Below are 24,756 nucleotides of genomic sequence, written 5' to 3'. Positions count from 1 at the left end.
TAGCCCAATGTTTAAAGGGGGGAAAGCGTGTTCTTGAGAAATGGTCTACGAATATTGGACTTCGATCTCGTCGAGCTGATGATCAAAAGTCTTGAGCCTTGCGGTCCAGGTATATACCAGCACTTCGAAATCACGATTGATCACCGCCGTGCCCGACGAATCTGCGCGCCCATCGCAAAAATCCAGTTGGTAGCGCTCCCGAGCCATGGCGTTGGCGACATCGCACAGCTCGCGCGCATTGTTGAGCCAATGCCAATCGTCTTGCGCGACCTGCTCGTCCAAAGCGGCACACTGGATTTTCAAGGCCTCGAGACTCTTTTCCAGAGGAGTCCCGGTGAGTTCTCCCATGACCTCCTGGAAGGTGCGCCCCGGTTGCCAATAACTGCCCCAGAAATAGCGATCGAACACCGTCTCGACCCTTCGTAGCGCAACCTTTGTATCCCAGATCAACACCAGGGTCTTGCCTTGCTCGAGTTGTTTTTTCTTGATGCGCTGGCCTTGCAGTGAAGCCCAGGCGACAACAGCTATGGATATGACGCCGATCAGCGCAGACACGCTATCGAGGAAGATCAATGCCTTATCTATCTGATGGGTCAGCATGACGCCATAGAAATAGGTACCTGAAAGCAGCAACAACGCTGCAATAGCGCACCAGAAGCCAGGAGCATAAGGGTTTTTCATTATTGGAATCCCCATGACCAGTCACATCGCGGGCGCCTTTTGCCTACGCCCAACAATCAAAGCATAGCAACGGCCTCGGGGTTTGCTGGAGCGGGACAGCAATTTAGGGGACGATCCGATTACCGGCCCTAAACGACAAAACCCCTGTCTGCGCTGGCAGACAGGGGTTTCGGGAATTCAATCTTGACGATGACCTACTCTCACATGGGGAAACCCCACACTACCATCGGCGATGCATCGTTTCACTTCTGAGTTCGGGATGGGATCAGGTGGTTCCAATGCTCTATGGTCGTCAAGAAATTCGGTGACCAACCCGTTCAGAAACAACGTGTCGGTAAAAATCTAAGACTTCTACTAAAACAAAACCCCTACCTGCGTCAGCAGATAGGGGTTTCGGAATTTAATCTTGACGATGACCTACTCTCACATGGGGAAACCCCACACTACCATCGGCGATGCATCGTTTCACTTCTGAGTTCGGGATGGGATCAGGTGGTTCCAATGCTCTATGGTCGTCAAGAAATTCGGGTACTGAGTCGTGGCCTCATGGCCTCGCTTCAGCAAATTGGGTATGTGACAGCTTTCGGTGTTTGGTGAGTTTCGAACTTTCGGTTCATCTCGTCTTCACACACCGCAATCTGGCCTCTTTCGAGTCTACAGATTGCTTGGGTGTTATATGGTCAAGCCTCACGGGCAATTAGTACAGGTTAGCTCAACGCCTCACAGCGCTTACACACCCTGCCTATCAACGTCGTAGTCTTCGACGGCCCTTCAGGGGACTCAAGGTCCCAGTGAGATCTCATCTTGAGGCAAGTTTCCCGCTTAGATGCTTTCAGCGGTTATCTTTTCCGAACATAGCTACCCGGCAATGCCACTGGCGTGACAACCGGAACACCAGAGGTTCGTCCACTCCGGTCCTCTCGTACTAGGAGCAGCCCCTCTCAAATCTCAAACGTCCACGGCAGATAGGGACCGAACTGTCTCACGACGTTCTAAACCCAGCTCGCGTACCACTTTAAATGGCGAACAGCCATACCCTTGGGACCGGCTTCAGCCCCAGGATGTGATGAGCCGACATCGAGGTGCCAAACACCGCCGTCGATATGAACTCTTGGGCGGTATCAGCCTGTTATCCCCGGAGTACCTTTTATCCGTTGAGCGATGGCCCTTCCATACAGAACCACCGGATCACTAAGACCTACTTTCGTACCTGCTCGACGTGTCTGTCTCGCAGTCAAGCGCGCTTTTGCCTTTATACTCTACGACCGATTTCCGACCGGTCTGAGCGCACCTTCGTACTCCTCCGTTACTCTTTAGGAGGAGACCGCCCCAGTCAAACTACCCACCATACACTGTCCTCGATCCGGATAACGGACCTGAGTTAGAACCTCAAAGTTGCCAGGGTGGTATTTCAAGGATGGCTCCACGCAGACTGGCGTCCACGCTTCAAAGCCTCCCACCTATCCTACACAAGCAAATTCAAAGTCCAGTGCAAAGCTATAGTAAAGGTTCACGGGGTCTTTCCGTCTAGCCGCGGATACACTGCATCTTCACAGCGATTTCAATTTCACTGAGTCTCGGGTGGAGACAGCGCCGCCATCGTTACGCCATTCGTGCAGGTCGGAACTTACCCGACAAGGAATTTCGCTACCTTAGGACCGTTATAGTTACGGCCGCCGTTTACCGGGGCTTCGATCAAGAGCTTCGCGTTAGCTAACCCCATCAATTAACCTTCCGGCACCGGGCAGGCGTCACACCCTATACGTCCACTTTCGTGTTTGCAGAGTGCTGTGTTTTTAATAAACAGTCGCAGCGGCCTGGTATCTTCGACCGGCGTGGGCTTACGCAGCAAGTGCTTCACCCTCACCGGCGCACCTTCTCCCGAAGTTACGGTGCCATTTTGCCTAGTTCCTTCACCCGAGTTCTCTCAAGCGCCTTGGTATTCTCTACCCAACCACCTGTGTCGGTTTGGGGTACGGTTCCTGGTTACCTGAAGCTTAGAAGCTTTTCTTGGAAGCATGGCATCAACCACTTCGTCACCCAAAGGGTAACTCGTCATCAGCTCTCGGCCTTGAAACCCCGGATTTACCTAAGATTTCAGCCTACCACCTTAAACTTGGACAACCAACGCCAAGCTGGCCTAGCCTTCTCCGTCCCTCCATCGCAATAACCAGAAGTACAGGAATATTAACCTGTTTTCCATCGACTACGCTTTTCAGCCTCGCCTTAGGGACCGACTAACCCTGCGTCGATTAACGTTGCGCAGGAAACCTTGGTCTTTCGGCGTGGGTGTTTTTCACACCCATTGTCGTTACTCATGTCAGCATTCGCACTTCTGATACCTCCAGCAAGCTTCTCAACTCACCTTCACAGGCTTACAGAACGCTCCTCTACCGCATCACTTGCGTGATACCCGTAGCTTCGGTGTATGGTTTGAGCCCCGTTACATCTTCCGCGCAGGCCGACTCGACTAGTGAGCTATTACGCTTTCTTTAAAGGGTGGCTGCTTCTAAGCCAACCTCCTAGCTGTCTAAGCCTTCCCACATCGTTTCCCACTTAACCATAACTTTGGGACCTTAGCTGACGGTCTGGGTTGTTTCCCTTTTCACGACGGACGTTAGCACCCGCCGTGTGTCTCCCATGCTCGGCACTTGTAGGTATTCGGAGTTTGCATCGGTTTGGTAAGTCGGGATGACCCCCTAGCCGAAACAGTGCTCTACCCCCTACAGTGATACATGAGGCGCTACCTAAATAGCTTTCGAGGAGAACCAGCTATCTCCGAGCTTGATTAGCCTTTCACTCCGATCCACAGGTCATCCGCTAACTTTTCAACGGTAGTCGGTTCGGTCCTCCAGTCAGTGTTACCTAACCTTCAACCTGCCCATGGATAGATCGCCCGGTTTCGGGTCTATTCCCAGCGACTAGACGCCCTATTAAGACTCGCTTTCGCTACGCCTCCCCTATTCGGTTAAGCTCGCCACTGAAAATAAGTCGCTGACCCATTATACAAAAGGTACGCAGTCACCCAACAAAGTGGGCTCCCACTGCTTGTACGCATACGGTTTCAGGATCTATTTCACTCCCCTCTCCGGGGTTCTTTTCGCCTTTCCCTCACGGTACTAGTTCACTATCGGTCAGTCAGTAGTATTTAGCCTTGGAGGATGGTCCCCCCATATTCAGACAAAGTTTCTCGTGCTCCGTCCTACTCGATTTCACTTCTAAGATCCTTTCGCGTACAGGGCTATCACCCACTATGGCCGCACTTTCCAGAGCGTTCCGCTAAAATCAAAGAAGCTTAAGGGCTAGTCCCCGTTCGCTCGCCACTACTAAGGGAATCTCGGTTGATTTCTTTTCCTCAGGGTACTTAGATGTTTCAGTTCCCCTGGTTCGCTTCTTGCACCTATGTATTCAGTACAAGATAACCATCTTATGATGGCTGGGTTCCCCCATTCAGACATCTCCGGATCAAAGTCTGTTTGCCGACTCCCCGAAGCTTTTCGCAGGCTACCACGTCTTTCATCGCCTCTGACTGCCAAGGCATCCACCGTATGCGCTTCTTCACTTGACCATATAACCCCAAGCAATCTGGTTATACTGTGAAGACGACATTCGCCGAAAATTCGAATTTCTCAACTAAGAGAACTCACAAATTTTACCTTAGCCTGATCCGTTACCAGTGAAAGTAACGTTCAGTCTATCTTTCTATCACATACCCAAATTTTTAAAGAACGATCTAATCAAAAGACTAGAAATCAACATTCATCACCGTCTCGGTGGAATGCTCATTTCTAAGCTTTCAGAAGCAGTTTATGGTGGAGCCAAGCGGGATCGAACCGCTGACCTCCTGCGTGCAAGGCAGGCGCTCTCCCAGCTGAGCTATGGCCCCATAACAAAATTGGTGGGTCTGGGCAGATTCGAACTGCCGACCTCACCCTTATCAGGGGTGCGCTCTAACCAACTGAGCTACAGACCCAATTTCGAGCTTGTAACTGTTAGCTTTGAGCTATCAGCTTGGAGCTTAAAGCTGCTTCTATCGTCTTCTTCAATGAATCAAGCAATTCGTGTGGGAGCTCATGAAGCAGCTGCGGTCGTCGATTAAGGAGGTGATCCAGCCGCAGGTTCCCCTACGGCTACCTTGTTACGACTTCACCCCAGTCATGAATCACACCGTGGTAACCGTCCCCCCGAAGGTTAGACTAGCTACTTCTGGTGCAACCCACTCCCATGGTGTGACGGGCGGTGTGTACAAGGCCCGGGAACGTATTCACCGCGACATTCTGATTCGCGATTACTAGCGATTCCGACTTCACGCAGTCGAGTTGCAGACTGCGATCCGGACTACGATCGGTTTTGTGGGATTAGCTCCACCTCGCGGCTTGGCAACCCTCTGTACCGACCATTGTAGCACGTGTGTAGCCCAGGCCGTAAGGGCCATGATGACTTGACGTCATCCCCACCTTCCTCCGGTTTGTCACCGGCAGTCTCCTTAGAGTGCCCACCATAACGTGCTGGTAACTAAGGACAAGGGTTGCGCTCGTTACGGGACTTAACCCAACATCTCACGACACGAGCTGACGACAGCCATGCAGCACCTGTCTCAATGTTCCCGAAGGCACCAATCCATCTCTGGAAAGTTCATTGGATGTCAAGGCCTGGTAAGGTTCTTCGCGTTGCTTCGAATTAAACCACATGCTCCACCGCTTGTGCGGGCCCCCGTCAATTCATTTGAGTTTTAACCTTGCGGCCGTACTCCCCAGGCGGTCAACTTAATGCGTTAGCTGCGCCACTAAGAGCTCAAGGCTCCCAACGGCTAGTTGACATCGTTTACGGCGTGGACTACCAGGGTATCTAATCCTGTTTGCTCCCCACGCTTTCGCACCTCAGTGTCAGTATCAGTCCAGGTGGTCGCCTTCGCCACTGGTGTTCCTTCCTATATCTACGCATTTCACCGCTACACAGGAAATTCCACCACCCTCTACCATACTCTAGCTCGACAGTTTTGAATGCAGTTCCCAGGTTGAGCCCGGGGATTTCACATCCAACTTAACGAACCACCTACGCGCGCTTTACGCCCAGTAATTCCGATTAACGCTTGCACCCTCTGTATTACCGCGGCTGCTGGCACAGAGTTAGCCGGTGCTTATTCTGTCGGTAACGTCAAAACACTAACGTATTAGGTTAATGCCCTTCCTCCCAACTTAAAGTGCTTTACAATCCGAAGACCTTCTTCACACACGCGGCATGGCTGGATCAGGCTTTCGCCCATTGTCCAATATTCCCCACTGCTGCCTCCCGTAGGAGTCTGGACCGTGTCTCAGTTCCAGTGTGACTGATCATCCTCTCAGACCAGTTACGGATCGTCGCCTTGGTGAGCCATTACCTCACCAACTAGCTAATCCGACCTAGGCTCATCTGATAGCGCAAGGCCCGAAGGTCCCCTGCTTTCTCCCGTAGGACGTATGCGGTATTAGCGTCCGTTTCCGAGCGTTATCCCCCACTACCAGGCAGATTCCTAGGCATTACTCACCCGTCCGCCGCTCTCAAGAGGTGCAAGCACCTCTCTACCGCTCGACTTGCATGTGTTAGGCCTGCCGCCAGCGTTCAATCTGAGCCATGATCAAACTCTTCAGTTCAAACATCTTTGGGTTTTGAGAAAACCCTAAACTTGGCTCAGCAATCGTTGGTTACATCTTTGATTTCTCGCGGAGTAACTTGTGATGCTGATAATCTGTTGACTAGCAGTCTGACTCCACAAGCACCCACACGAATTGCTTGATTCAGTTGTTAAAGAGCGGCGGGTTGAGCCTTTCGTCTCAACCGAGGCGCGCATTCTACAGCGCCCCGTGTATCTGTCAAGCGGTTATTTTAAGAAGTTTTCAAAGTTTCGCTTGGAAATCCTTAACAACTTCAACCACTTGCGCTTTCGATCTCTCGTTAGCGGGAGGCGAATTCTACAGCGTTGTTCGCTGCTGTCAACACCTATTTTTCACCGCTTTCGACCGAGAGGATCGAATCGCCAATAGAGCCAAACAACACCGCTCTATCAACTCCTTCAACGCTTCGATGAACTGAAGCGCCTGACCTATCGAAACCTACTTAACTCATTGAAACTCAAGAAGTTTTCCGTTTCGACTGCGCCGGAAGTGGGGCGAATTATAGACACCTGGAATCTGCCGTCAACCCTTTATTTCGCTTTTCTATCAATAAGTTGCGCAGCACTGGCAAACCCGTCACTTTCGCGCCTTGAATCCCTCTTCTATATAGAGGGAAGACTCAAAGGACCCCTGCTTCCCTGAGCGCTGTCACCGTAGCTTCATCCAGCCCCAACACCCTCTGCAACACCTCAAGCGTATGTTCCCCTAATAAAGGGGGCGCATTGCGATACTCCACAGGCGTATCGGACAGCCTGATCGGGCTGGCCACTTGCGGCACTTTACCGGCTAGCAGGTGTGGCAATTCCATCGCCAACCCACGCGCCTGAACCTGAGGGTCGGCAAACACCTGGGCAAGGTCATTGATTGGCCCACACGGCACGCCCGCCTGCTCCAACTGAGCTACCCACTCGGCAGTGGTCTTGAACACCGTCGCCTGGCGAATCAATGGAATCAACACCGCTCGATTCGCCACCCGCAGCTTGTTGGTAGCAAAGCGCGGGTCATACGCCCACTGAGGTTGACCGGCAACCTCAGCGAACTTTCGGAACTGTCCGTCATTACCCACGGTAAGGATGAAATCACCATCAGCCGTAGGAAAATCCTGGTAAGGCACGATGTTCGGGTGAGCATTGCCCAACCGCTTCGGCGCATTTCCCGTGGTCAGGTAATTCATAGCCTGGTTAGCCAGACAAGCCACTTGAACATCCAGCAAGGCCATGTCGATGTGCTGTCCGCCGCCGGCATGATCGCGGTGAGCCAGAGCCGCGAGAATGGCAGCGGTTGAATACAGACCCGTGAGGATATCCGTCAGCGCGACCCCAACCTTCACCGGCCCCGCGCCCTCATCCCCCTCTGGCCGACCGGTCAGGCTCATCAAGCCCCCCAGCCCCTGAATCATGAAGTCATACCCGGCGCGCTTGGCATAGGGCCCGGTCTGTCCAAAACCAGTGATTGAGCAGTAGATCAATTGTGGATTGATCACCTTTAGCGATTCATAGTCCAGGCCATACGCAGCCAGACCACCCACCTTGAAGTTCTCGATCAGAATGTCGGACTTGGCTGCCAGCTCTCGCACCAGCCGCTGACCCTCTGGACGTGTGAAATCAATAGTCACCGACTGCTTGTTGCGATTGGCCGACAAATAATAAGCGGCTTCGGTCGTGTTCTCGCCTCGGGCATCCTTCAGGAAGGGCGGCCCCCAGGCGCGCGTATCGTCACCATTGCCAGGCCGCTCGACCTTGATGACGTCAGCCCCCAGGTCCGCCAGGATCTGTCCAGCCCATGGCCCGGCCAGGACCCTCGATAAATCCAATACCCGCAGATGCGAAAGCGCGCCCATGACCGTTCTCCTATTAATAGAACGCCTGGATACCGGTTTGCGCACGCCCGAGGATCAGCGCATGCACGTCGTGCGTGCCTTCGTAAGTGTTCACGACTTCCAGATTCACCAGATGACGAGCAATGCCGAACTCATCGGAGATACCATTACCGCCCAACATGTCCCGCGCCATACGCGCAATATCCAACGACTTGCCACAGGAGTTGCGCTTCATGATCGAAGTGATCTCTACCGCCGCGGTGCCTTCATCTTTCATGCGACCCAGGCGCAGGCACCCCTGCAAGGCAAGCGTGATTTCAGTTTGCATATCCGCCAGTTTTTTCTGGATCAACTGATTCGCAGCGAGCGGCCGACCGAACTGTTGGCGGTCCAGTGTGTATTGGCGAGCGGTATGCCAGCAGAACTCAGCGGCTCCCAAAGCCCCCCAGGAGATGCCGTAGCGGGCCGAGTTCAGGCAAGTAAACGGCCCCTTCAGGCCACGGACATCCGGAAAAATGTTTTCTTCTGGAACGAATACATTGTCCATGACGATTTCGCCGGTGATCGAGGCGCGCAGCCCGACCTTGCCATGAATAGCCGGCGCGCTCAGGCCCTTCCAGCCTTTCTCAAGAACGAAACCGCGAATATCGCCAGCGTCATCTTTGCCCCAGACCACGAATACATCAGCGATAGGACTGTTGGTGATCCACATCTTGCTGCCCGTCAGGCTGTAGCCACCTTCCACTTTACGTGCACGAGTGATCATCGCGCCTGGGTCCGAACCATGGTTAGGCTCGGTCAGACCAAAGCAGCCGATCCATTCACCCGACGCCAGCTTCGGCAAATACTTCTGCTTTTGCGCCTCGGTCCCGAATTCATTGATCGGCACCATGACCAGCGAGGACTGCACGCTCATCATCGAGCGATAGCCGGAATCGACGCGCTCCACTTCGCGAGCGATCAGACCGTAGCTCACATAGTTCAGCCCACTGCCGCCGTATTGCTCGGGAATGGTTGCTCCCAGAAGGCCTACCTCCCCCATCTCACGGAAAATCGCCGGGTCGGTCTTCTCATGACGGAACGCTTCCAATACCCGCGGCGCGAGCTTCTGCTGGGCGAACTGCTCGGCAGTGTCGCGAATCATGCGCTCTTCTTCGGTGAGCTGTTGATCCAGCAACAGTGGATCGATCCAGTTGAAGCTCGCTTTGCCGGCCATGAAAAAGTCCTCGCCAATGAATTTGAAAATCGTGGATTGAATCCTAGGCGCGGTTTCCTACAAGGGCAAACGAGGATTACGCACTATGCTGTGCTAATTTCTCACTCCGTAAACGCCATAAACCCTGTTTAAGCAGCTATTGAGTGAGGCTTACGTACATGCGCCGCAAAATCCCCAGTACCGCCGCCTTGGTCAGTTTCGAGGCTGCCGCACGCCATGAAAGCTTCACCAAGGCGGCACAGGAGCTTTCCCTCACGCAAGGCGCTATATGCCGACAGATCGCCAGCCTGGAGGATTTCCTCAGCGTCGAGCTTTTCCGACGCTCGCGCCGTGGGGTCAAACTGACCGAAGCGGGTCTTTCCTACAGCCGCCGGGTTGCCACCCAACTGGATGCCGTCGAGCGCGACACACTTTCCGTGATGGGGCACACCGGCGCGAACGTGATCGAGCTAGCAGTGGTTCCGACTTTCGGCACCCAATGGCTGCTACCACGCCTCAAGGACTTCCAACAGCAGCACCCGGAAGTCACCGTCAACCTGACCAACCGCACGCGACCCTTTTTATTTGCCGACACGGAGTTTGACGCCGCTATCTATTTTGGCGATGCGGACTGGTCCGGCACCGAGTCCCACAAGCTGATGGGGGAAAATCCGATGCCGGTATGCAGCCCCACCTTACTGGCCGGGAGGAAAAATCTGACACCCGAGGCCGTTGCCGAACTGCCCCTGCTCCAGCAGACCACGCGCCCGTATGCGTGGCGCCAATGGTTCAACGCCCAGAACCTGAACATTGCGCGAGACCTGACAGGTCCGCGTTATGAACTATTCTCCATGCTCGCCCAGGCAGCCATGCACGACATGGGCATTGCGCTGATTCCACCCTTCCTGATTCAGCGGGAGTTGGCAGAAAAACGGCTGGTCGTGGCCAATCGCAATGGGCTGTCGAGCATCAAGGCCTACTACCTGATGATTCCGGAGCGAAAGGTCGAATCCGCCTCTCTTCGAGCTTTTCGTGATTGGCTCGTGAAACAGGCAAACAACTATCTCATTGATTAATAATGAGAATTTTAAATCGAATTTAGGTAGTCAACTAACAGAGAACGCTACAGATATAAGTTTATGTCGCATTCAGTCAATCTGTTACAGGGAGCGTGCAGTAGTCTCCAAAGCGTGGAAATACATGGCTTTGAGCCATATCGCACAGCGCATCAGGGCTTATTCATCTGGCCGATGGGAAAAATTGCAAAATTGAACCGGAATCCTTGGAAAGCACGGCCTGCAAGGGGTTAAGCCCGATAATTGCGACATTCGGTCACAGGGTGACTTGTAGTTAATTTTCCGTCACCCGTCATAATCCCTTGAAGGGCTGAATTTTCGCCTGCAAAATGCCGCGCCCCGCCTGGTTTGGCGGGATCGTGCTGATCGGCCGCCCCAGCCGCGCCATCCGAAGTGCCTGGGTTTACTCAATAAGATCACGCAGGAGATTTGACGTGCACATTGGTGTTCCCCTCGAAACCCAACCGGGTGAAACACGGGTTGCTGCTACCCCGGAAACCATCAAGAAATTGATCGGCCAAGGCCATAAAGTCACCGTCCAAAGCGGCGCAGGTATCAAGGCCAGCGTTATCGACAGTGCCTATGAGGCGGTGGGTGCAACCATTGGCAGCGCCAGTGATGCATTCGGCGCCGAACTGATCCTCAAGGTGGTTGCCCCGAGCGACAGCGAGCTGACGCTGATCAAGAGCGGCACCGTGCTGGTGGGCATGCTCAATCCGTTCAACAACGAAACCATCTCCAAGCTGGCCGAACGTGGCATCACCGCTTTCGCCCTTGAGGCTGCGCCACGTACCTCCCGCGCCCAGAGCCTGGATGTGCTGTCGTCTCAAGCGAACATTGCCGGCTACAAGGCCGTGCTGCTGGCCGCGCATTACTATCCGCGCTTCATGCCAATGCTGATGACCGCTGCGGGCACCGTAAAAGCGGCGCGCGTGCTGATTCTTGGCGCGGGTGTGGCGGGTTTGCAGGCGATTGCCACAGCCAAGCGCCTGGGTGCAGTGATCGAGGCTTCGGACGTTCGTCCTGCGGTGAAGGAACAGATCGAATCCCTCGGCGCCAAGTTCGTCGACGTGCCTTACGAGACTGACGAAGAGCGTGAATGCGCTGTCGGTGTCGGTGGCTACGCCCGGCCCATGCCGGCCAGTTGGATGCAACGTCAGGCCCAGGCTGTGCACGAGCGCGCCAAGCAGGCTGACATTGTTATCACCACCGCGTTGATTCCAGGCCGCAAGGCACCGACGCTGCTAAGTGCTGAAACCGTCGCGCAGATGAAACCCGGCTCTGTGGTCATCGACCTCGCAGCGGCCCAGGGTGGCAACTGCCCGTTGACCCTGGCTGATCAAGTGGTTGTCGAGAACGGCGTCACCATCGTCGGCCCGACCAACCTGGCCGGCGAAGTCGCGGCCGATGCTTCGGCGCTGTACGCCCGTAACCTGCTGGACTTCCTGAAGCTGGTCTTCACCAAGGAAGGTCAGTTCGACGTGAACCTGGAAGATGACATCGTCGCCGCGTGCTTGATGTGCCGCGACGGCCAAGTCATCCGCAAAAACGCCTAAGCAGGGATTCAGACAATGGAAGAGCTTATCTCCCCCGGTATCTACAACCTGATCATCTTCGTGCTGGCGATTTATGTCGGTTATCACGTGGTCTGGAACGTAACACCCGCACTGCACACGCCGTTGATGGCGGTGACCAACGCCATTTCGGCCATCGTGATCGTCGGCGCCATGCTCGCCGCCGCGCTGACCGTAACGCCTCTGGGCAAGACCATGGGCACCCTCGCCGTGGCCCTGGCCGCGGTGAACGTGTTCGGTGGCTTCCTGGTAACGCGCCGCATGCTTGAGATGTTCAAGAAAAAAGCCCCGAAAGCCGTAAAAGAAGAGGCGCCCAAGTAATGAGCATGAACCTGGTAACGACGCTCTACCTGATCGCGTCGATCTGCTTCATCCAGGCCCTCAAAGGCCTTTCGCACCCGACCACCTCCCGCCGCGGCAACCTGTTCGGCATGCTCGGCATGGCGCTGGCGGTGCTCACCACTGTGGGCCTCATCTATAAGCTCGGTGCCGAGCTAGCCACCGCCGGCATCGGCTACGTCATTGTCGGCCTGCTGATCGGCGGCACCGCCGGCTCGATCATGGCCAAGCGCGTAGAGATGACCAAGATGCCGGAGCTGGTCGCCTTCATGCACAGCATGATCGGCCTGGCTGCCGTCTTCATTGCTATCGCTGCTGTTGTCGAGCCGCAATCCCTGGGCATCGTCAAACAACTCGGCGACTCGATTCCGGCCGGCAACCGCCTGGAGCTGTTCCTCGGCGCCGCCATTGGTGCAATTACCTTCTCCGGTTCGGTGATCGCCTTTGGCAAGCTCTCGGGCAAATACAAGTTCCGCCTGTTCCAGGGCGCACCGGTACAGTTTGGCGGCCAACACAAGCTCAACCTGATCCTGGGCCTGGCAACGCTGGGCCTGGGCCTGACCTTCATGTTCACCGGCAACCTCGGCGCGTTCGCCTTGATGCTGGCCCTGGCGTTTGTCCTGGGTGTGCTGATCATCATCCCGATCGGCGGTGCGGACATGCCGGTGGTGGTGTCGATGCTCAACAGCTACTCCGGCTGGGCCGCGGCGGGTATCGGCTTCTCGCTGAACAACTCGATGCTGATCATTGCCGGTTCGTTGGTGGGTTCGAGCGGCGCGATCCTCTCGTACATCATGTGCAAGGCGATGAACCGCTCGTTCTTCAACGTGTTGCTCGGTGGCTTCGGCAACACCGCCGATGCGGCTGGCCCGGCAGGCTCGAAGGAAGCCCGCCCGGTGAAATCCGGTTCGGCTGACGATGCGACCTTCCTGCTGACCAACGCCGACACGGTGATCATCGTGCCGGGCTACGGGCTGGCGGTAGCGCGGGCGCAGCACGCGTTGAAAGAGTTGACCGAGAAGCTGACCCACCACGGCGTGACCGTGAAATACGCGATCCACCCGGTGGCCGGTCGCATGCCCGGGCACATGAACGTCCTGCTGGCCGAGGCCGAAGTGCCTTACGACCAGGTGTTCGAGATGGAAGACATCAACTCCGAGTTCGGCCAGGCCGACGTGGTACTCGTCCTAGGCGCCAACGACGTGGTCAACCCGGCGGCGAAGAACGATCCGAAGTCGCCGATTGCCGGCATGCCGATCCTCGAAGCCTTCAAGGCCAAGACCATCATCGTCAACAAGCGCTCGATGGCCAGCGGTTATGCCGGCCTGGATAACGAGCTGTTCTATCTCGACAAGACCATGATGGTCTTCGGCGACGCCAAGAAGGTCATTGAAGACATGGTCAAAGCCGTGGAATAAGTTACTGTGGTTTTTATCAAAACGCCCCGACTTGTCGGGGCGTTTTGATTTGTATCAAGGCAAAACATTACCGATCCGGTAACAATGTTTTGCCTGAAACGCCCGTAATAGACGCCTTAAATGCGACTTTTGTAGCGGGTCGGGCTCGACGCGAATTCTCTAGACTGCGCATCCAGCTTCTTGCCCGAGATAACCATCCATGTACCGTGATCGCATCCGCCTGCCTTCGTTGTTGAATAAAGTGATGAGCGCTGCCGAAGCAGCCTTGCTGATTGAAGACGGCATGACCGTCGGCATGAGCGGCTTTACCCGCGCCGGAGAAGCGAAGGCAGTGCCTCATGCACTGGCTGAACGCGCGAAGGTCACTCCGCTGAAAATAAGCCTGATGACCGGCGCAAGCCTGGGCAACGATCTCGATAAGGAGCTCACCGAAGCGGGTGTGTTGGCGCGGCGCATGCCCTTCCAGGTGGACAGTACCCTGCGCAAGGCCATCAATGCCGGCGAGGTGATGTTCATTGACCAGCATCTTTCAGAAACCGTTGAACAGATGCGCAACGCCCAGCTCAAGCTGCCGGACATCGCCGTGATCGAAGCCGTGGCCATCACTGAACAAGGCCATATTGTGCCAACCACATCGGTAGGCAATTCGGCGAGCTTCGCGATTTTCGCCCGGCAAGTAATTGTCGAGATCAACCTGGCCCACAACCCTAACCTGGAAGGCCTGCACGACATCTATATACCGAGCTACCGTCCGACTCGCTTGCCGATTCCCCTGGTAAAGGTCGACGACCGAATCGGCAGCACTGCCATCCCGATTCCTCCGGAAAAAATCGCAGCAATTGTCATAACCCAGCAGGCAGATTCCCCTTCGACCGTATTGCCTCCGGATGATGACACCCAGGCGATTGCCAACCACCTGATCGGCTTCTTCAAACAGGAAGTCGCGGCCGGACGCATGACCAACAAGCTCGGCCCCCTGCAGGCAGGTATCGGTAATATCGCCAACGCCGTGATGTGTGGGTTGATCGACTCCCCGTTCGAAGACTTGACCATGTACTCCGAGGTATTGCAGGACTCCACGTTCGACCTGATCGATGCCGGCAAACTGAGTTTCGCTTCTGGCAGCTCCATCACCCTGTCGGCTCGACGCAACGCGGACGTGTTCGGAAATCTGGAAAGGTACAAGGACAAATTGGTCCTGCGGCCGCAGGAAATATCCAACCATCCTGAGGTCGTGCGCCGCCTCGGCATCATTGGCATCAACACCGCGCTGGAGTTCGACCTGTATGGCAACGTCAACTCTACCCATGTGTGCGGCACACGGATGATGAACGGTATCGGCGGCTCGGGTGATTTCGCCCGTAATGCCCACCTGGCCATTTTTGTCACCAAGTCGATTGCAAAGGGAGGCGCCATCTCCAGTGTCGTGCCGATGGTCAGCCACGTGGACCATACCGAGCATGACGTCGACATCCTGGTGACCGAAATCGGCCTGGCCGACCTGCGGGGCCTGGCGCCAAGGGAGCGGGCCCGAGTGGTCATCGACAATTGCGTGCACCCAGCCTACCGCCAAGCGTTGAATGACTATTTCGAAGCCGCGTGTGCCTTGGGTGGGCATACCCCGCATATCCTGCGTGATGCACTGAGCTGGCACCTGAACCTTGAGGAGACGGGGCGCATGTTGGCTGTCTGATACAGCTGGATCAGTGCAGTCATGAATACAGTTTTGCTTGCTCGCTGTCATCCGAGCTGTAACTGGAGAAAACTGTACTGCTGTACCGGTGTTTTCTTACAGTCTTTTCCTACAAAACACCCGCTCAAGCGTAAAAACGCACCAATATAGCGCGCACAGGTACAGTTGCCTCAATATCGACCAGTACACCGCTCTTTAACAGTTAACTGGTCTCTCACAATACAAGTGAACTGTATCTAGAGAGACTGGCCAAACGGGAGGATCATGGGCACCAGTCAAACCACTACCTAATCCCGCCACAAGCGGAAGGATGTCAACCATGGAACGTACACTCAGTTCCGAGCTGTTTTTCGAAGACAAAGCTGAAAAAAACCAGGCTTCCCTGCCTCTTCGCGTTATTGCCAACCTGATGTTGTGGCAGCGCCGCATTGCCAGCCGTCACCAACTGGCTCGTTTGGATTCGCGCCTGCTGGCTGATGCCGGTATCAGCGAAGCACAACGCTACGAAGAGCTGAGCAAGCCGTTCTGGCGCTAACTCAGCGTCGCTGGCCCTGACCCACCGGGTCCACCGCCAGCACTGAATTGAACAAACAAGACCCGTCGTGGGAAACCACGACGGGTCTTGTCGTTTCAGGGTCCTGATTTACAAGACAGCAACAGTTTTTATATTTTTAAAATCGACCAGTACAGTTCCAAGTAAGCGCTTGACGCTGAAGCGCCGCACGCTAAAGGACATTGCAAAGCTGCCAGCGAACCGTGTTCTGTCCTAATATCGAGGCGAACGTGGCGAAGCGAGCCAGTCTCCCCTTTCAGCTACATGCACCTGCATCACCCTCATACCCAAGGAGTCTCATCATGATCCGTCTTCGCCTGCTCAGCGCAGTTGCCCTGTTGGCCGTAGCCGCCCATTCCAATGCCAGCAGCTTTATCGTCACCACTGACTCCATCGTAGGTGCGCTCAAGGCCACATCCGACGTAACCTCCGATGCCACCTCATCGCTGCGAGACAACAAAATCGTCCAGGCCGCCCGAGATGACGCGGCAAGCTTCGTCGCCAGCAACGGCGCGATTCGCGGTGTGAAGCTGGAAAGCGCCCTCGATTACATCCGCCAGCAGGCACCGCAGCTCAACGCAACCGATGCACAGCTGGCCCAGGCCATCCTGGTCATCTGATGGAACATGAAACATCGGGCGCCAAAAGGTGCTCCGATGTTTCAACGCTGGCTCTGGCACGCCGGTTTGCGCTAGCCTTCAGGCTCGCCATCAACCGTCGAGTCCCATGCGTTTTTACCAACATTTGTTCGTCTCGTTCTGTGTCGCTTCTTGCTGGACTGTCCCGGCCCATGCTTTCGACGTGTCCACCCAGCAATTGGTCGCCAGCGGTTATGCCACGAGCCTGGTGACCTCCGCGCCCTTCGACAATAAACTGGTCGCTGCCGCTCGCGATGACGCTGCGGCATTTGTGGCCAGTGACGGACAGTTGCGAAGTGCGCAGTTGGAGTCGGCCCTGGATTACCTGCGCCGGACCCAACCAAAACTTCACGTCAGCGACCTTGAACTGGCACAAGCAATTCTCGTCCAATAGTTATCTTCATTTTCCGGAGTCGTTCCATGCGTAGCCCGCTGATTGCTGCCGCCCTAGGCCTGCTGGTGTTGGCCGATGTGGCCCAGGCACATACCCTGGTAGCCACCAGTAACATCATTGTTCGCGCCTCCCAGCGCACGATCGATTTCACATCCGACACCACTACTTCCATCCGTGATTCGAAAATCGTCCGAGAAGCCCACGACGACGCGGCCAGCTTCGTCGCCAGCAACGGCGAAATTCGTGGTGCTCATCTCGAAGCCGCTTTCGACACTTTGCGTACCCGGGTACCGGAAGCCCGTGACGCCAGCGACCAGGTTCTCGCCGAAGCCATCCTCGCATTGTGAGGCGGCTCGCCGCCTGGCTGACGGCTGGAGTCATGCTGCTCATGGGCAGCAATGCCCAGGCCGGCCTGCAGCTATACCTCAATGGCGACGGGCTGAGCCCGGCGCAACAGCAGGCCAGCCAGGCGCTGCTCGATGAAGCCATGCAGGCCTTGCCGCCGCGCTTCATCGAGCGACTGGACCGGCGCATCGACGTCGGCTGGACCGACCAGATGCCCGCCAATGCCTACGGCCAGGCTTCGCTGGTGTCGCAACTGGATCTCAACCGAAACCTGCTGGACAGCCTCACCGACGGCAGCGCTGCCACGCAAAAGACCCAGCGTCCCCATGGCACGGTACGGCGGGAAATGCTCGCCACCGTCCTGCACGAATTGACCCATATCTATGACCGCTCGCGCCTATGGCCAAGTGCCGAGCGTGCGCTGATCCAACGCTGTACCCGACGCAACGACAGTGCCGGATTGATCGGCCTCCCGGATGAATGCCGGGGCCAGAATGGCCGTCGCTTCACGCTCAGCGATGATCCGCGCCTGCTTGATCTCGCGGGCTGGCCGCAATATGTCGGCCGGCGCGGTGAACGGGAACAGCACAACCGCCAGGTCGCCCGCAGCCCGGACCTCTACGAGACGAGCAGCCCCAAGGAATTCGTCGCGGTCAACATGGAGTACTTTCTCCTGGACCCGAGCTATGCCTGTCGGCGCCCCGCCCTGTATCGCTACTACCAGGAGCACTTCGGTTGGGCGCCGGCCGCCAAGGACAGCTGCGCCAAGTCGTTTGCGTTTCTCAACGCCGGCAACGATTTCGCCAAGACGCCTCTCGGCAAGGTGGATCCGGAACGCGTCTATGCCATCGACTACCTATTGGCCGAAGCCAACCAGAACTGGGTCAGCCGTTGGGGCCACAGCATGCTCCGGCTGGTGATCTGCGCGCCGGGCCGCCCACGCGGGCCGGACTGTCGATTGGATCTGGACCAACATCTGGTGCTGTCGTACCGCGCCTTCGTAGGCGACGTGCAACTGTCGAGTTGGGATGGACTGGTAGGAAAATACCCGTCGCGCCTGTTCGTACTGCCGTTGGCCCAGGTGATCGACGAGTACACCAAGACCGAACTGCGCAGCCTGGCGTCGGTGCCCCTCAAGCTGTCGCGTGTCGAGATCGAGGAAACGGTCGAGCATGCTGCTGAAATGCATTGGAGCTATGACGGCAACTATTACTTCCTGTCCAATAATTGCGCGGTGGAGAGCCTGAAGTTACTGCGCAGCGGCAGTAATAATGAACAACTCAAGGGCCTGGACAGCATCATGCCCAACGGTTTGCTGGAAGTGCTCAAGGGCCGTGGCCTGGCCGACACAAGTGTGCTGGACGATCCCAAGGAGGCCTTGCGTCTGGGTTACCGTTTCGACTCGTTCCGCGAGCGCTACCAGGCCATGTTCGACGTATTGAAAAAACGTCTACCCATCCGGCAACAAACCGTCGAAGACTGGCTCGCGCTGGACGCCGCCGAACGCCGCGTCTGGTTCGAGCAAGCCGATCTGCGCACCAGCGCTGCGTTGCTCCTGCTGGAACAGGCCAGCTTTCGTCGACAGTTGCTGCTGGCCCAGGATGAAGTCAAGCAGCGCTATCTCGGGGCCCGTGAACTTCAGAACGGCGGCATGGAGAGGGCTAACGCGACATTGCAACAGATCCTCGCCAACAGCGGCTTCCTGAGCCGCCCGGCCGAACTGCTGGGCAGCACTGGCTATGGCTTGCCACAGCCCAGCGAATGGCAGCGACTGGAATCGGAAAGCAGCCTGCGCCAGAAACAGCTTCAAACGCTGACCGGCGACCTGGACAAGGAAGTCCGCGCCCTGCTTGAGCCGAGCCGCGCCGCTGAAATTGCCGCGAGCGAGGCCAATGTGAAAGAAATCGGCGAACATTTGCGCAAGCTGCACAAGGCTGGAGGCGGCTTGGAGTTGCCCTGACCGCCGCATCTTCAAGCAATTAAAAAAGGGGCTCGGAAGCAAATTCCGAACCCCTTTTTCGTTGCTGAAAGCCGAATCGGATATCAGCCGAGACGCGCCTTGCGCACCCCATCAGCCAGAGCGGCACATAAGCTCAGCACCCCGTCGATCGCCTGTTCCGACGTATCGGCGCTGGCGATATGGTCGATCAGCGCAGAGCCGACCACGACCCCATCAGCCAACCGCGCAATAGCCGCCGCCTGCTCCGACGTGCGGATACCGAAACCGATGCTGATCGGCAAATCGGTATGTCGACGCAGACGCGCAACAGCTTCCTCCACATGTTCCAGCGTCGCGGCGCCGGCGCCGGTCACACCTGCTACCGACACGTAGTAGACGAAGCCGGAACTGCCGTTAAGCACAGTGGGCAGACGCACATCATCCGTGGTTGGTGTGGTCAGGCGGATAAAGTCCAGGCCAGCAGCCTGGGCCGGCTCGCACAGTTCGCTGTTGTGCTCAGGCGGCATGTCCACGACGATCAGGCCATCAACGCCGCAATCCAACGCTTCGCCGATGAAACGCTGCACCCCATAACGGTGGATCGGGTTGAAGTAACCCATCAGCACCAGCGGCGTCTCGGCATTGTCCTTACGGAACTCACGAACCATCTGCAGGGTTTTCGCCAGGTTCTGCTGGGCTCCCAGGGCGCGGATGTTCGCCAACTGGATCGCTGGGCCGTCGGCCATTGGATCAGTGAATGGCATGCCCAACTCGATGACATCGGCGCCTGCGCCAGGCAAGCCCTTGAGGATCGCCAGCGAGGTGTCGTAGTCCGGATCGCCAGCCGTGACAAACGTCACCAGGGCGGCACGGTTCTGTTCCTTGAGTTCGGCAAAACGGGTTTGCAGGCGGCTCATCAGTGTTTCTCCTGCTGGGACTGTTCCATGTGGTGCATCACGGTTTGCATGTCTTTGTCACCACGGCCGGACAGGTTGACCACCATCAGGTGCTCCTTGGGCAGGTTCGGCGCGCGCTTGAACACTTCGGCCAAGGCATGGGCGCTTTCCAGGGCAGGAATAATCCCTTCCAGGCGGCAGCATTTATGGAACGCTTCCAACGCTTCCGCGTCGGTGACCGAGGTGTATTGGACGCGGCCAATGTCATGCAACCACGCGTGTTCAGGGCCGATGCCGGGGTAATCGAGGCCGGCGGAGATCGAATGAGCGTCGATGATCTGGCCGTCTTCATCCTGCAACAGGAAGGTACGGTTACCGTGCAATACGCCTGGGACGCCGCCGTTCAGGCTCGCCGCGTGCTTGCCGGTCTCGATGCCGTAGCCCGCCGCTTCGACGCCAATGATATCGACGCTCTTGTCATCCAGGAACGGATGGAACAGGCCCATGGCGTTGGAGCCGCCACCGATGCACGCCACCAGGCTGTCCGGCAGGCGACCTTCCTGGGCTTGCAACTGATCGCGGGTTTCCTTGCCGATCACGGCTTGGAAATCGCGGACCATCGCTGGATAAGGGTGCGGCCCGGCCACGGTGCCGATCAGGTAGAACGTACTGTCGACGTTCGTCACCCAGTCGCGCAGCGCTTCGTTCATCGCATCCTTGAGGGTACCGGTACCGGCGACCACCGGGATGACCTCGGCACCGAGCAGCTTCATGCGAAACACGTTGGCCTGCTGGCGTTCGATGTCGGTGGTGCCCATGTAGATAACGCAGTCCAGGCCGAAACGAGCCGCCACAGTGGCTGTCGCCACCCCGTGCATGCCGGCGCCGGTCTCGGCGATGATGCGTTTCTTGCCCATGCGCCGCGCCAGCAGGATCTGGCCGATGCAGTTGTTGATCTTGTGCGCGCCGGTGTGGTTCAGCTCTTCGCGCTTGAGATAGATTTTTGCGCCGCCACAGTATTCAGTCAGGCGCTCGGCGAAATACAGCGGGCTGGGACGACCGACATAATCCCGTTGGAAGTAGGCCAATTCCTCAATGAACGCAGGATCTTCCTTCGCCACTTCGTATTCACGGGCCAGATCAAGGATCAGCGGCATCAGCGTTTCCGCGACATAGCGGCCGCCGAACGCGCCAAACAGGCCGTTGGCATCAGGACCGCTGCGCAGGTTGAAGGGGGTCGTAGGCTGGGTCATCGGGCGCTCCAGGCAAATGCGTAGAAAGACAATGAGGCCACTCTACCCCTGACATCCTGCCCTGAAAACCGATAAGATCGCCGCAACCTGTCAGGAAAACTCACAGATACCATGAGCCGCGACCTGCCCCCCCTCAACGCCTTGCGTGCCTTTGAAGCCACCGCCCGCCTGAACAGCGTAAGCCAGGCGGCAGAACAGCTCCACGTCACCCATGGCGCCGTCAGTCGTCAATTGAAGGCGCTGGAAGAACACTTGGGTGTCAGCTTGTTCAGCAAGGAGGGGCGAGGCCTGAAACTCACAGATGCAGGCGCGCGTCTGCGCGACGCCAGCACCGAAGCGTTCGAGCGCCTGCGCACCGTTTGCGCCGAACTGACGCAAAGCACGGCGGACGCCCCGTTCGTGCTGGGCTGTTCGGGAAGCTTGTTGGCACGTTGGTTCATTCCTCGACTCGGCAGGTTGAATGCCGATCTGCCGGACCTGCGCCTGCACCTCTCAGCCGGCGAAGGCGACCTCGACCCGAGACGCCCGGGTCTGGATGCCCTGCTGGTATTCGCCGAACCGCCCTGGCCGGCCGACATGCAAGTATATGAACTGACCAGCGAGCGGATCGGCCCGGTGATCAGCCCGCGCTATGCCGAATTCACCCGTTTGTGCAACGCACCCGCCAGCGAATTGCTGGGCGAGCCGCTCTTGCACACAACCTCCCGCCCCCAGGCCTGGCCAATTTGGGCACGACAAAACGCCCTTGGACCCCAGGCGTTGAAATTCGGGCAAGGTTTCGAGCATTTGTATTATTTACTGGAAGCGGCCGTGGCCGGGCTCGGCGTGGCAATTGCCCCCGAGCCGCTGGTCGCAGAGGACCTGCGTGCCGGTCGCCTGGTCGCGCCGTGGGGTTTCAGTGAAACCTCGGCGCGGCTGGCGTTGTGGCTGCCCAAGCGCGCCGCGGACGGGCGCGCCCGGCAATTGGCGCAATGGCTCAGGCAAGAGCTGAACCCATCGAACTAGTCACCGCGCTTGCACAACAAGTAAGCGGCCAGCAGACCCAGCGCGCCAACTGCAACGCCGGCCGTGGTCCAAGGGTGTTCCTGAGCGTAGTCGCGCGTGGCGATCCCGGTTTCACGGGTTTTCACCTTGACCTCTTCATACGCATCGCTGAGCAGATGCCGGGAATGTTTCAGCGCATTTTCGGCGTTTGCCTTGAGCGACTTGAGGGTCCTACGCGACTCGTCCGACGCGTCGTCCTTCAGGCTTTCCAACGACTTGAGCAGACTCTCGATCTCCGCTTCCATGCTTTGCAACGAGGCTTTGCGTAACGAAGTGCTGGCCATGGTGGCTCTCTCCTGCAGTGGTTGAGTAGCGTGTGTGGATTGGGACTGCGGCCGTTTGGGAAAGTGCAGTAAATCTGAACTTTCCGAGCGTAAACGGCGCCACATGTAAGGCGAAAAATCGCTGCTAGGCTGTTACAGACAACCAAGGAGAACGTCATGAGTGATCACCACACGTACAAGAAAGTCGAGCTGGTCGGCTCGTCTCCCACCAGCATTGAAGACGCCATCAACAATGCCTTGGCCGAGGCCAGCAAAAGCCTCAAGCACCTGGAATGGTTTGAGGTCACCGAGACCCGCGGCCACATCGAAAATGGCCGGGCCGCGCACTTCCAGGTCACCATCAAGGTCGGATTCCGGATCGCCAATAGCTGAGCGCTTTGAACTTGCACACTGGCGGAGTGCCATAGGGAATGGCGATGCGCTATGGTTGGTGCGTCGCGCCTTTGCGATACCTCTCTATTTGATCCGACCAAGGAGTGCGAGCGATGAAGAAGTGGATGGTGGCCCTGGGTTTGCTGAGCCTTGCGGGTACCGCCTTTGCGGCCGGCAAACCGTGCGAAGAGCTGAAAAGCGAAATCGCGGCGAAGCTTGATGCCAAAGGTGTGTCGGGTTACACGCTGGAAATTGTCGAGAAAGGCGCAGCGGCGGACGGAAAAGTCGTCGGCACCTGTGAGGGCGGTTCGAAGGAAATCGTCTACAAGAAATAATTGCTGAATATCAAAGCCGACGCACCGCGTCGGCTTTTTTATGGCCGCGATTCAGCCTTTCATGACCTGCGCCAGCAGTTCATACGAGTGCAGGCGGTCAGCGTGTTCATACAGGTCGCTGGTGAAAATCAACTCATCGGCCTGAGTTTGCTCGATCAACACCTCCAACTTGGCGCGGATTTTCTGCGGGCTGCCAATCATGGCCAGGCCGAGGAAGTCGCCTACCGCTTCCTTTTCATGGGGCAACCACAGGCCATTCATGGTTTCCACTGGCGGGCGCTGCACCAGGCTCTGGCCGCGCATCAACGCCAGGATCCGCTGGTACACCGACGTCGCCAGGTAATCGGCTTGTTCGTCGGTATCCGCTGCGACCAGCGGTACGCCAAGCATGACGTAAGGCTTGTCCAGTACCGCCGACGGCTTGAAGTGGTTGCGATAGACACGAATCGCCTCATGCATGAAGCGCGGTGCGAAATGGGAGGCGAATGCGTAGGGCAAACCGCGTTCTCCCGCCAGTTGCGCACTGAACAGACTGGAACCCAACAGCCACACCGGTACATTCGTTCCCGTGCCGGGCATGGCGATGATGCGTTGGTCCGGGGTTCGCGGGCCGAGATAACGCATCAGTTCGGCCACGTCATCAGGGAAGTCATCGGCGCTGCCGGAGCGCTCGCGACGAAGGGCGCGTGCAGTCATCTGGTCCGAACCAGGCGCCCTGCCCAACCCGAGATCGATCCGGCCCGGAAACAGGCTTTCCAGCGTGCCGAACTGTTCGGCGATCACCAACGGCGCGTGGTTCGGCAGCATGACCCCGCCGGAACCGACGCGGATGGTCGACGTGCCTCCCGCCAGGTAGCCCAGCAGAACCGCCGTCGCGGAGCTGGCGATGCCGTCCATGTTGTGGTGCTCGGCCACCCAGAAGCGGGTGTAGCCATACTTTTCCACGTGCTGCGCCAGATCCAGGGAGTTGCGCAAGGACTGGGCGGCATTGCCATCGGCACGGACGGGTACCAGGTCGAGGGTTGAAAACTTCACTTCGGACAGCTGTTTCATGGGCCGGCATCTCCAACGGCGTACGAACTTTCCTATGGGCGAAAGCCTGCCGTTTCTCTAGGTGTGTCTTAAGAATGTGGGCATATACCCGAGTTTCAATAGTAGCGAAGAATTTTCCTACTAAATTGGTCGACTAATCGGCCGGGTGAACTTTATCGACCGGTCTATCCTCACAATCCTGGCACTGAAAAATACCCAGGC

Annotated in this window: 20 protein-coding genes, 2 tRNA genes and 4 rRNA genes; 13 read left to right on the top strand and 13 right to left on the bottom strand. The window is 57.0% G+C overall.

The window, feature by feature from the left end; translation table 11 throughout:
• Positions 1–45 precede the first annotated feature (45 nt).
• The 9 genes from KSS97_RS01725 to KSS97_RS01685 all read right to left on the bottom strand — a co-directional run bounded on the left by KSS97_RS01725 (position 46) and on the right by KSS97_RS01685 (position 9,370).
• Entirely contained in the window at positions 46–681 is a 636-nt protein-coding gene (locus KSS97_RS01725; RefSeq protein WP_198798004.1) for an NADH:ubiquinone oxidoreductase subunit N, read from the bottom strand.
• Positions 682–862: 181 nt separating this feature from the next.
• Positions 863–978: ribosomal RNA gene (rrf, locus tag KSS97_RS01720) — 5S ribosomal RNA — on the bottom strand.
• Positions 979–1,085: 107 nt separating this feature from the next.
• Positions 1,086–1,201, bottom strand: a 5S ribosomal RNA gene (gene rrf, locus KSS97_RS01715).
• A gap of 156 nt (positions 1,202–1,357) precedes the next feature.
• A 23S ribosomal RNA gene (locus KSS97_RS01710) occupies positions 1,358–4,249 on the bottom strand.
• A 242-nt stretch (positions 4,250–4,491) separates the two neighbouring features.
• Positions 4,492–4,567 (bottom strand) — tRNA-Ala (locus tag KSS97_RS01705).
• 10 nt (positions 4,568–4,577) lie between these two features.
• Positions 4,578–4,654: transfer RNA gene (locus KSS97_RS01700), tRNA-Ile, on the bottom strand.
• A gap of 123 nt (positions 4,655–4,777) precedes the next feature.
• A 16S ribosomal RNA gene (locus tag KSS97_RS01695) occupies positions 4,778–6,314 on the bottom strand.
• The 16S, 23S and 5S rRNA genes sit together here with 2 tRNA genes alongside, the layout of an rRNA operon.
• A 640-nt stretch (positions 6,315–6,954) precedes the next feature.
• Positions 6,955–8,175 (bottom strand): CaiB/BaiF CoA transferase family protein, encoded by a 1,221-nt coding sequence (locus KSS97_RS01690; protein WP_198798157.1) that lies wholly within the window; start codon positions 8,173–8,175, stop codon positions 6,955–6,957.
• A gap of 13 nt (positions 8,176–8,188) precedes the next feature.
• The gene (locus KSS97_RS01685; protein WP_014335919.1) at positions 8,189–9,370 is read right to left on the bottom strand and encodes an acyl-CoA dehydrogenase; all 1,182 of its coding nucleotides are present in this window, start codon (positions 9,368–9,370) and stop codon (positions 8,189–8,191) included.
• Between the two features lie 158 nt (positions 9,371–9,528).
• Between KSS97_RS01685 and KSS97_RS01680 the strand changes: the two genes are divergently transcribed.
• The 10 genes from KSS97_RS01680 (at position 9,529) to KSS97_RS01635 (ending at position 19,339) form a co-directional block, all read left to right on the top strand.
• A complete protein-coding gene (locus KSS97_RS01680; RefSeq protein ID WP_217860862.1) occupies positions 9,529–10,425 on the top strand; it encodes a LysR family transcriptional regulator in 897 nt (298 codons plus the stop codon).
• Between the two features lie 434 nt (positions 10,426–10,859).
• Positions 10,860–11,981, top strand: coding sequence for a Re/Si-specific NAD(P)(+) transhydrogenase subunit alpha (locus KSS97_RS01675; RefSeq protein WP_030139191.1), 1,122 nt, complete (start codon positions 10,860–10,862; stop codon positions 11,979–11,981).
• Positions 11,982–11,996: 15 nt separating this feature from the next.
• Positions 11,997–12,320 (top strand): NAD(P) transhydrogenase subunit alpha part 2, encoded by a 324-nt coding sequence (locus tag KSS97_RS01670; protein ID WP_003187010.1) that lies wholly within the window; start codon positions 11,997–11,999, stop codon positions 12,318–12,320.
• On the top strand, positions 12,320–13,756 hold the full coding sequence (locus tag KSS97_RS01665) for an NAD(P)(+) transhydrogenase (Re/Si-specific) subunit beta (RefSeq protein ID WP_030139190.1): 1,437 nt from the start codon (positions 12,320–12,322) through the stop codon (positions 13,754–13,756). The genes KSS97_RS01670 and KSS97_RS01665 overlap by 1 nt, the downstream gene beginning before the upstream one ends.
• A gap of 199 nt (positions 13,757–13,955) precedes the next feature.
• Complete coding sequence (scpC, locus tag KSS97_RS01660) at positions 13,956–15,449, top strand: succinyl-CoA:acetate CoA-transferase ScpC (protein WP_217860860.1); 1,494 nt, start codon at positions 13,956–13,958, stop codon at positions 15,447–15,449.
• 319 nt (positions 15,450–15,768) lie between these two features.
• Positions 15,769–15,984, top strand: a complete 216-nt coding sequence (locus KSS97_RS01655; RefSeq protein ID WP_003187014.1) for a DUF1127 domain-containing protein — start codon at positions 15,769–15,771, stop codon at positions 15,982–15,984.
• Positions 15,985–16,304: 320 nt separating this feature from the next.
• On the top strand, positions 16,305–16,622 hold the full coding sequence (locus tag KSS97_RS01650) for a DUF2388 domain-containing protein (RefSeq protein ID WP_198798161.1): 318 nt from the start codon (positions 16,305–16,307) through the stop codon (positions 16,620–16,622).
• Positions 16,623–16,728: 106 nt separating this feature from the next.
• Positions 16,729–17,034, top strand: a complete 306-nt coding sequence (locus KSS97_RS01645; RefSeq protein WP_030139187.1) for a DUF2388 domain-containing protein — start codon at positions 16,729–16,731, stop codon at positions 17,032–17,034.
• A 26-nt stretch (positions 17,035–17,060) separates the two neighbouring features.
• Positions 17,061–17,381 (top strand): DUF2388 domain-containing protein, encoded by a 321-nt coding sequence (locus KSS97_RS01640; RefSeq protein WP_003187020.1) that lies wholly within the window; start codon positions 17,061–17,063, stop codon positions 17,379–17,381.
• Positions 17,378–19,339 (top strand): DUF7844 domain-containing protein, encoded by a 1,962-nt coding sequence (locus KSS97_RS01635; protein WP_217860858.1) that lies wholly within the window; start codon positions 17,378–17,380, stop codon positions 19,337–19,339. Before KSS97_RS01640 ends, KSS97_RS01635 begins: the two co-directional genes overlap by 4 nt.
• A gap of 83 nt (positions 19,340–19,422) precedes the next feature.
• On the opposite strand, the gene trpA is transcribed toward KSS97_RS01635, so the two are convergent.
• The gene (gene trpA / locus KSS97_RS01630) at positions 19,423–20,235 is read right to left on the bottom strand and encodes a tryptophan synthase subunit alpha (protein WP_217860856.1); all 813 of its coding nucleotides are present in this window, start codon (positions 20,233–20,235) and stop codon (positions 19,423–19,425) included.
• A complete protein-coding gene (gene trpB, locus KSS97_RS01625) occupies positions 20,235–21,467 on the bottom strand; it encodes a tryptophan synthase subunit beta (protein ID WP_198798163.1) in 1,233 nt (410 codons plus the stop codon). The genes trpA and trpB overlap by 1 nt, the downstream gene beginning before the upstream one ends.
• A 111-nt stretch (positions 21,468–21,578) precedes the next feature.
• On the opposite strand from trpB, the gene KSS97_RS01620 reads away from it, so the two are divergent.
• Complete coding sequence (locus KSS97_RS01620; protein ID WP_030139183.1) at positions 21,579–22,472, top strand: LysR family transcriptional regulator; 894 nt, start codon at positions 21,579–21,581, stop codon at positions 22,470–22,472.
• Here the strand turns inward: KSS97_RS01620 and KSS97_RS01615 are convergent.
• On the bottom strand, positions 22,469–22,795 hold the full coding sequence (locus tag KSS97_RS01615; RefSeq protein ID WP_030139182.1) for an ElaB/YgaM/YqjD family protein: 327 nt from the start codon (positions 22,793–22,795) through the stop codon (positions 22,469–22,471). The two genes, KSS97_RS01620 and KSS97_RS01615, sit on opposite strands and share 4 nt — an antisense overlap.
• A gap of 156 nt (positions 22,796–22,951) precedes the next feature.
• Between KSS97_RS01615 and KSS97_RS01610 the strand changes: the two genes are divergently transcribed.
• Together KSS97_RS01610 and KSS97_RS01605 are read left to right on the top strand one after the other, a co-directional pair.
• A complete protein-coding gene (locus KSS97_RS01610) occupies positions 22,952–23,167 on the top strand; it encodes a dodecin (RefSeq protein WP_003177209.1) in 216 nt (71 codons plus the stop codon).
• Between the two features lie 113 nt (positions 23,168–23,280).
• Positions 23,281–23,502, top strand: coding sequence for a DUF1161 domain-containing protein (locus KSS97_RS01605; protein WP_030139181.1), 222 nt, complete (start codon positions 23,281–23,283; stop codon positions 23,500–23,502).
• Positions 23,503–23,553: 51 nt separating this feature from the next.
• Here the strand turns inward: KSS97_RS01605 and KSS97_RS01600 are convergent, their stop codons facing one another.
• Entirely contained in the window at positions 23,554–24,555 is a 1,002-nt protein-coding gene (locus KSS97_RS01600; protein WP_198798165.1) for an LLM class flavin-dependent oxidoreductase, read from the bottom strand.
• Between the last annotated feature and the right edge of the window lie 201 nt (positions 24,556–24,756).

The sequence above is a fragment of the Pseudomonas alvandae genome (assembly GCF_019141525.1).
Lineage (GTDB): Bacteria > Pseudomonadota > Gammaproteobacteria > Pseudomonadales > Pseudomonadaceae > Aquipseudomonas > Aquipseudomonas alvandae.
The sequence above is the reverse complement of the archived record's forward strand: the minus strand, read 5'-3'. Positions and strand labels throughout refer to the sequence as shown.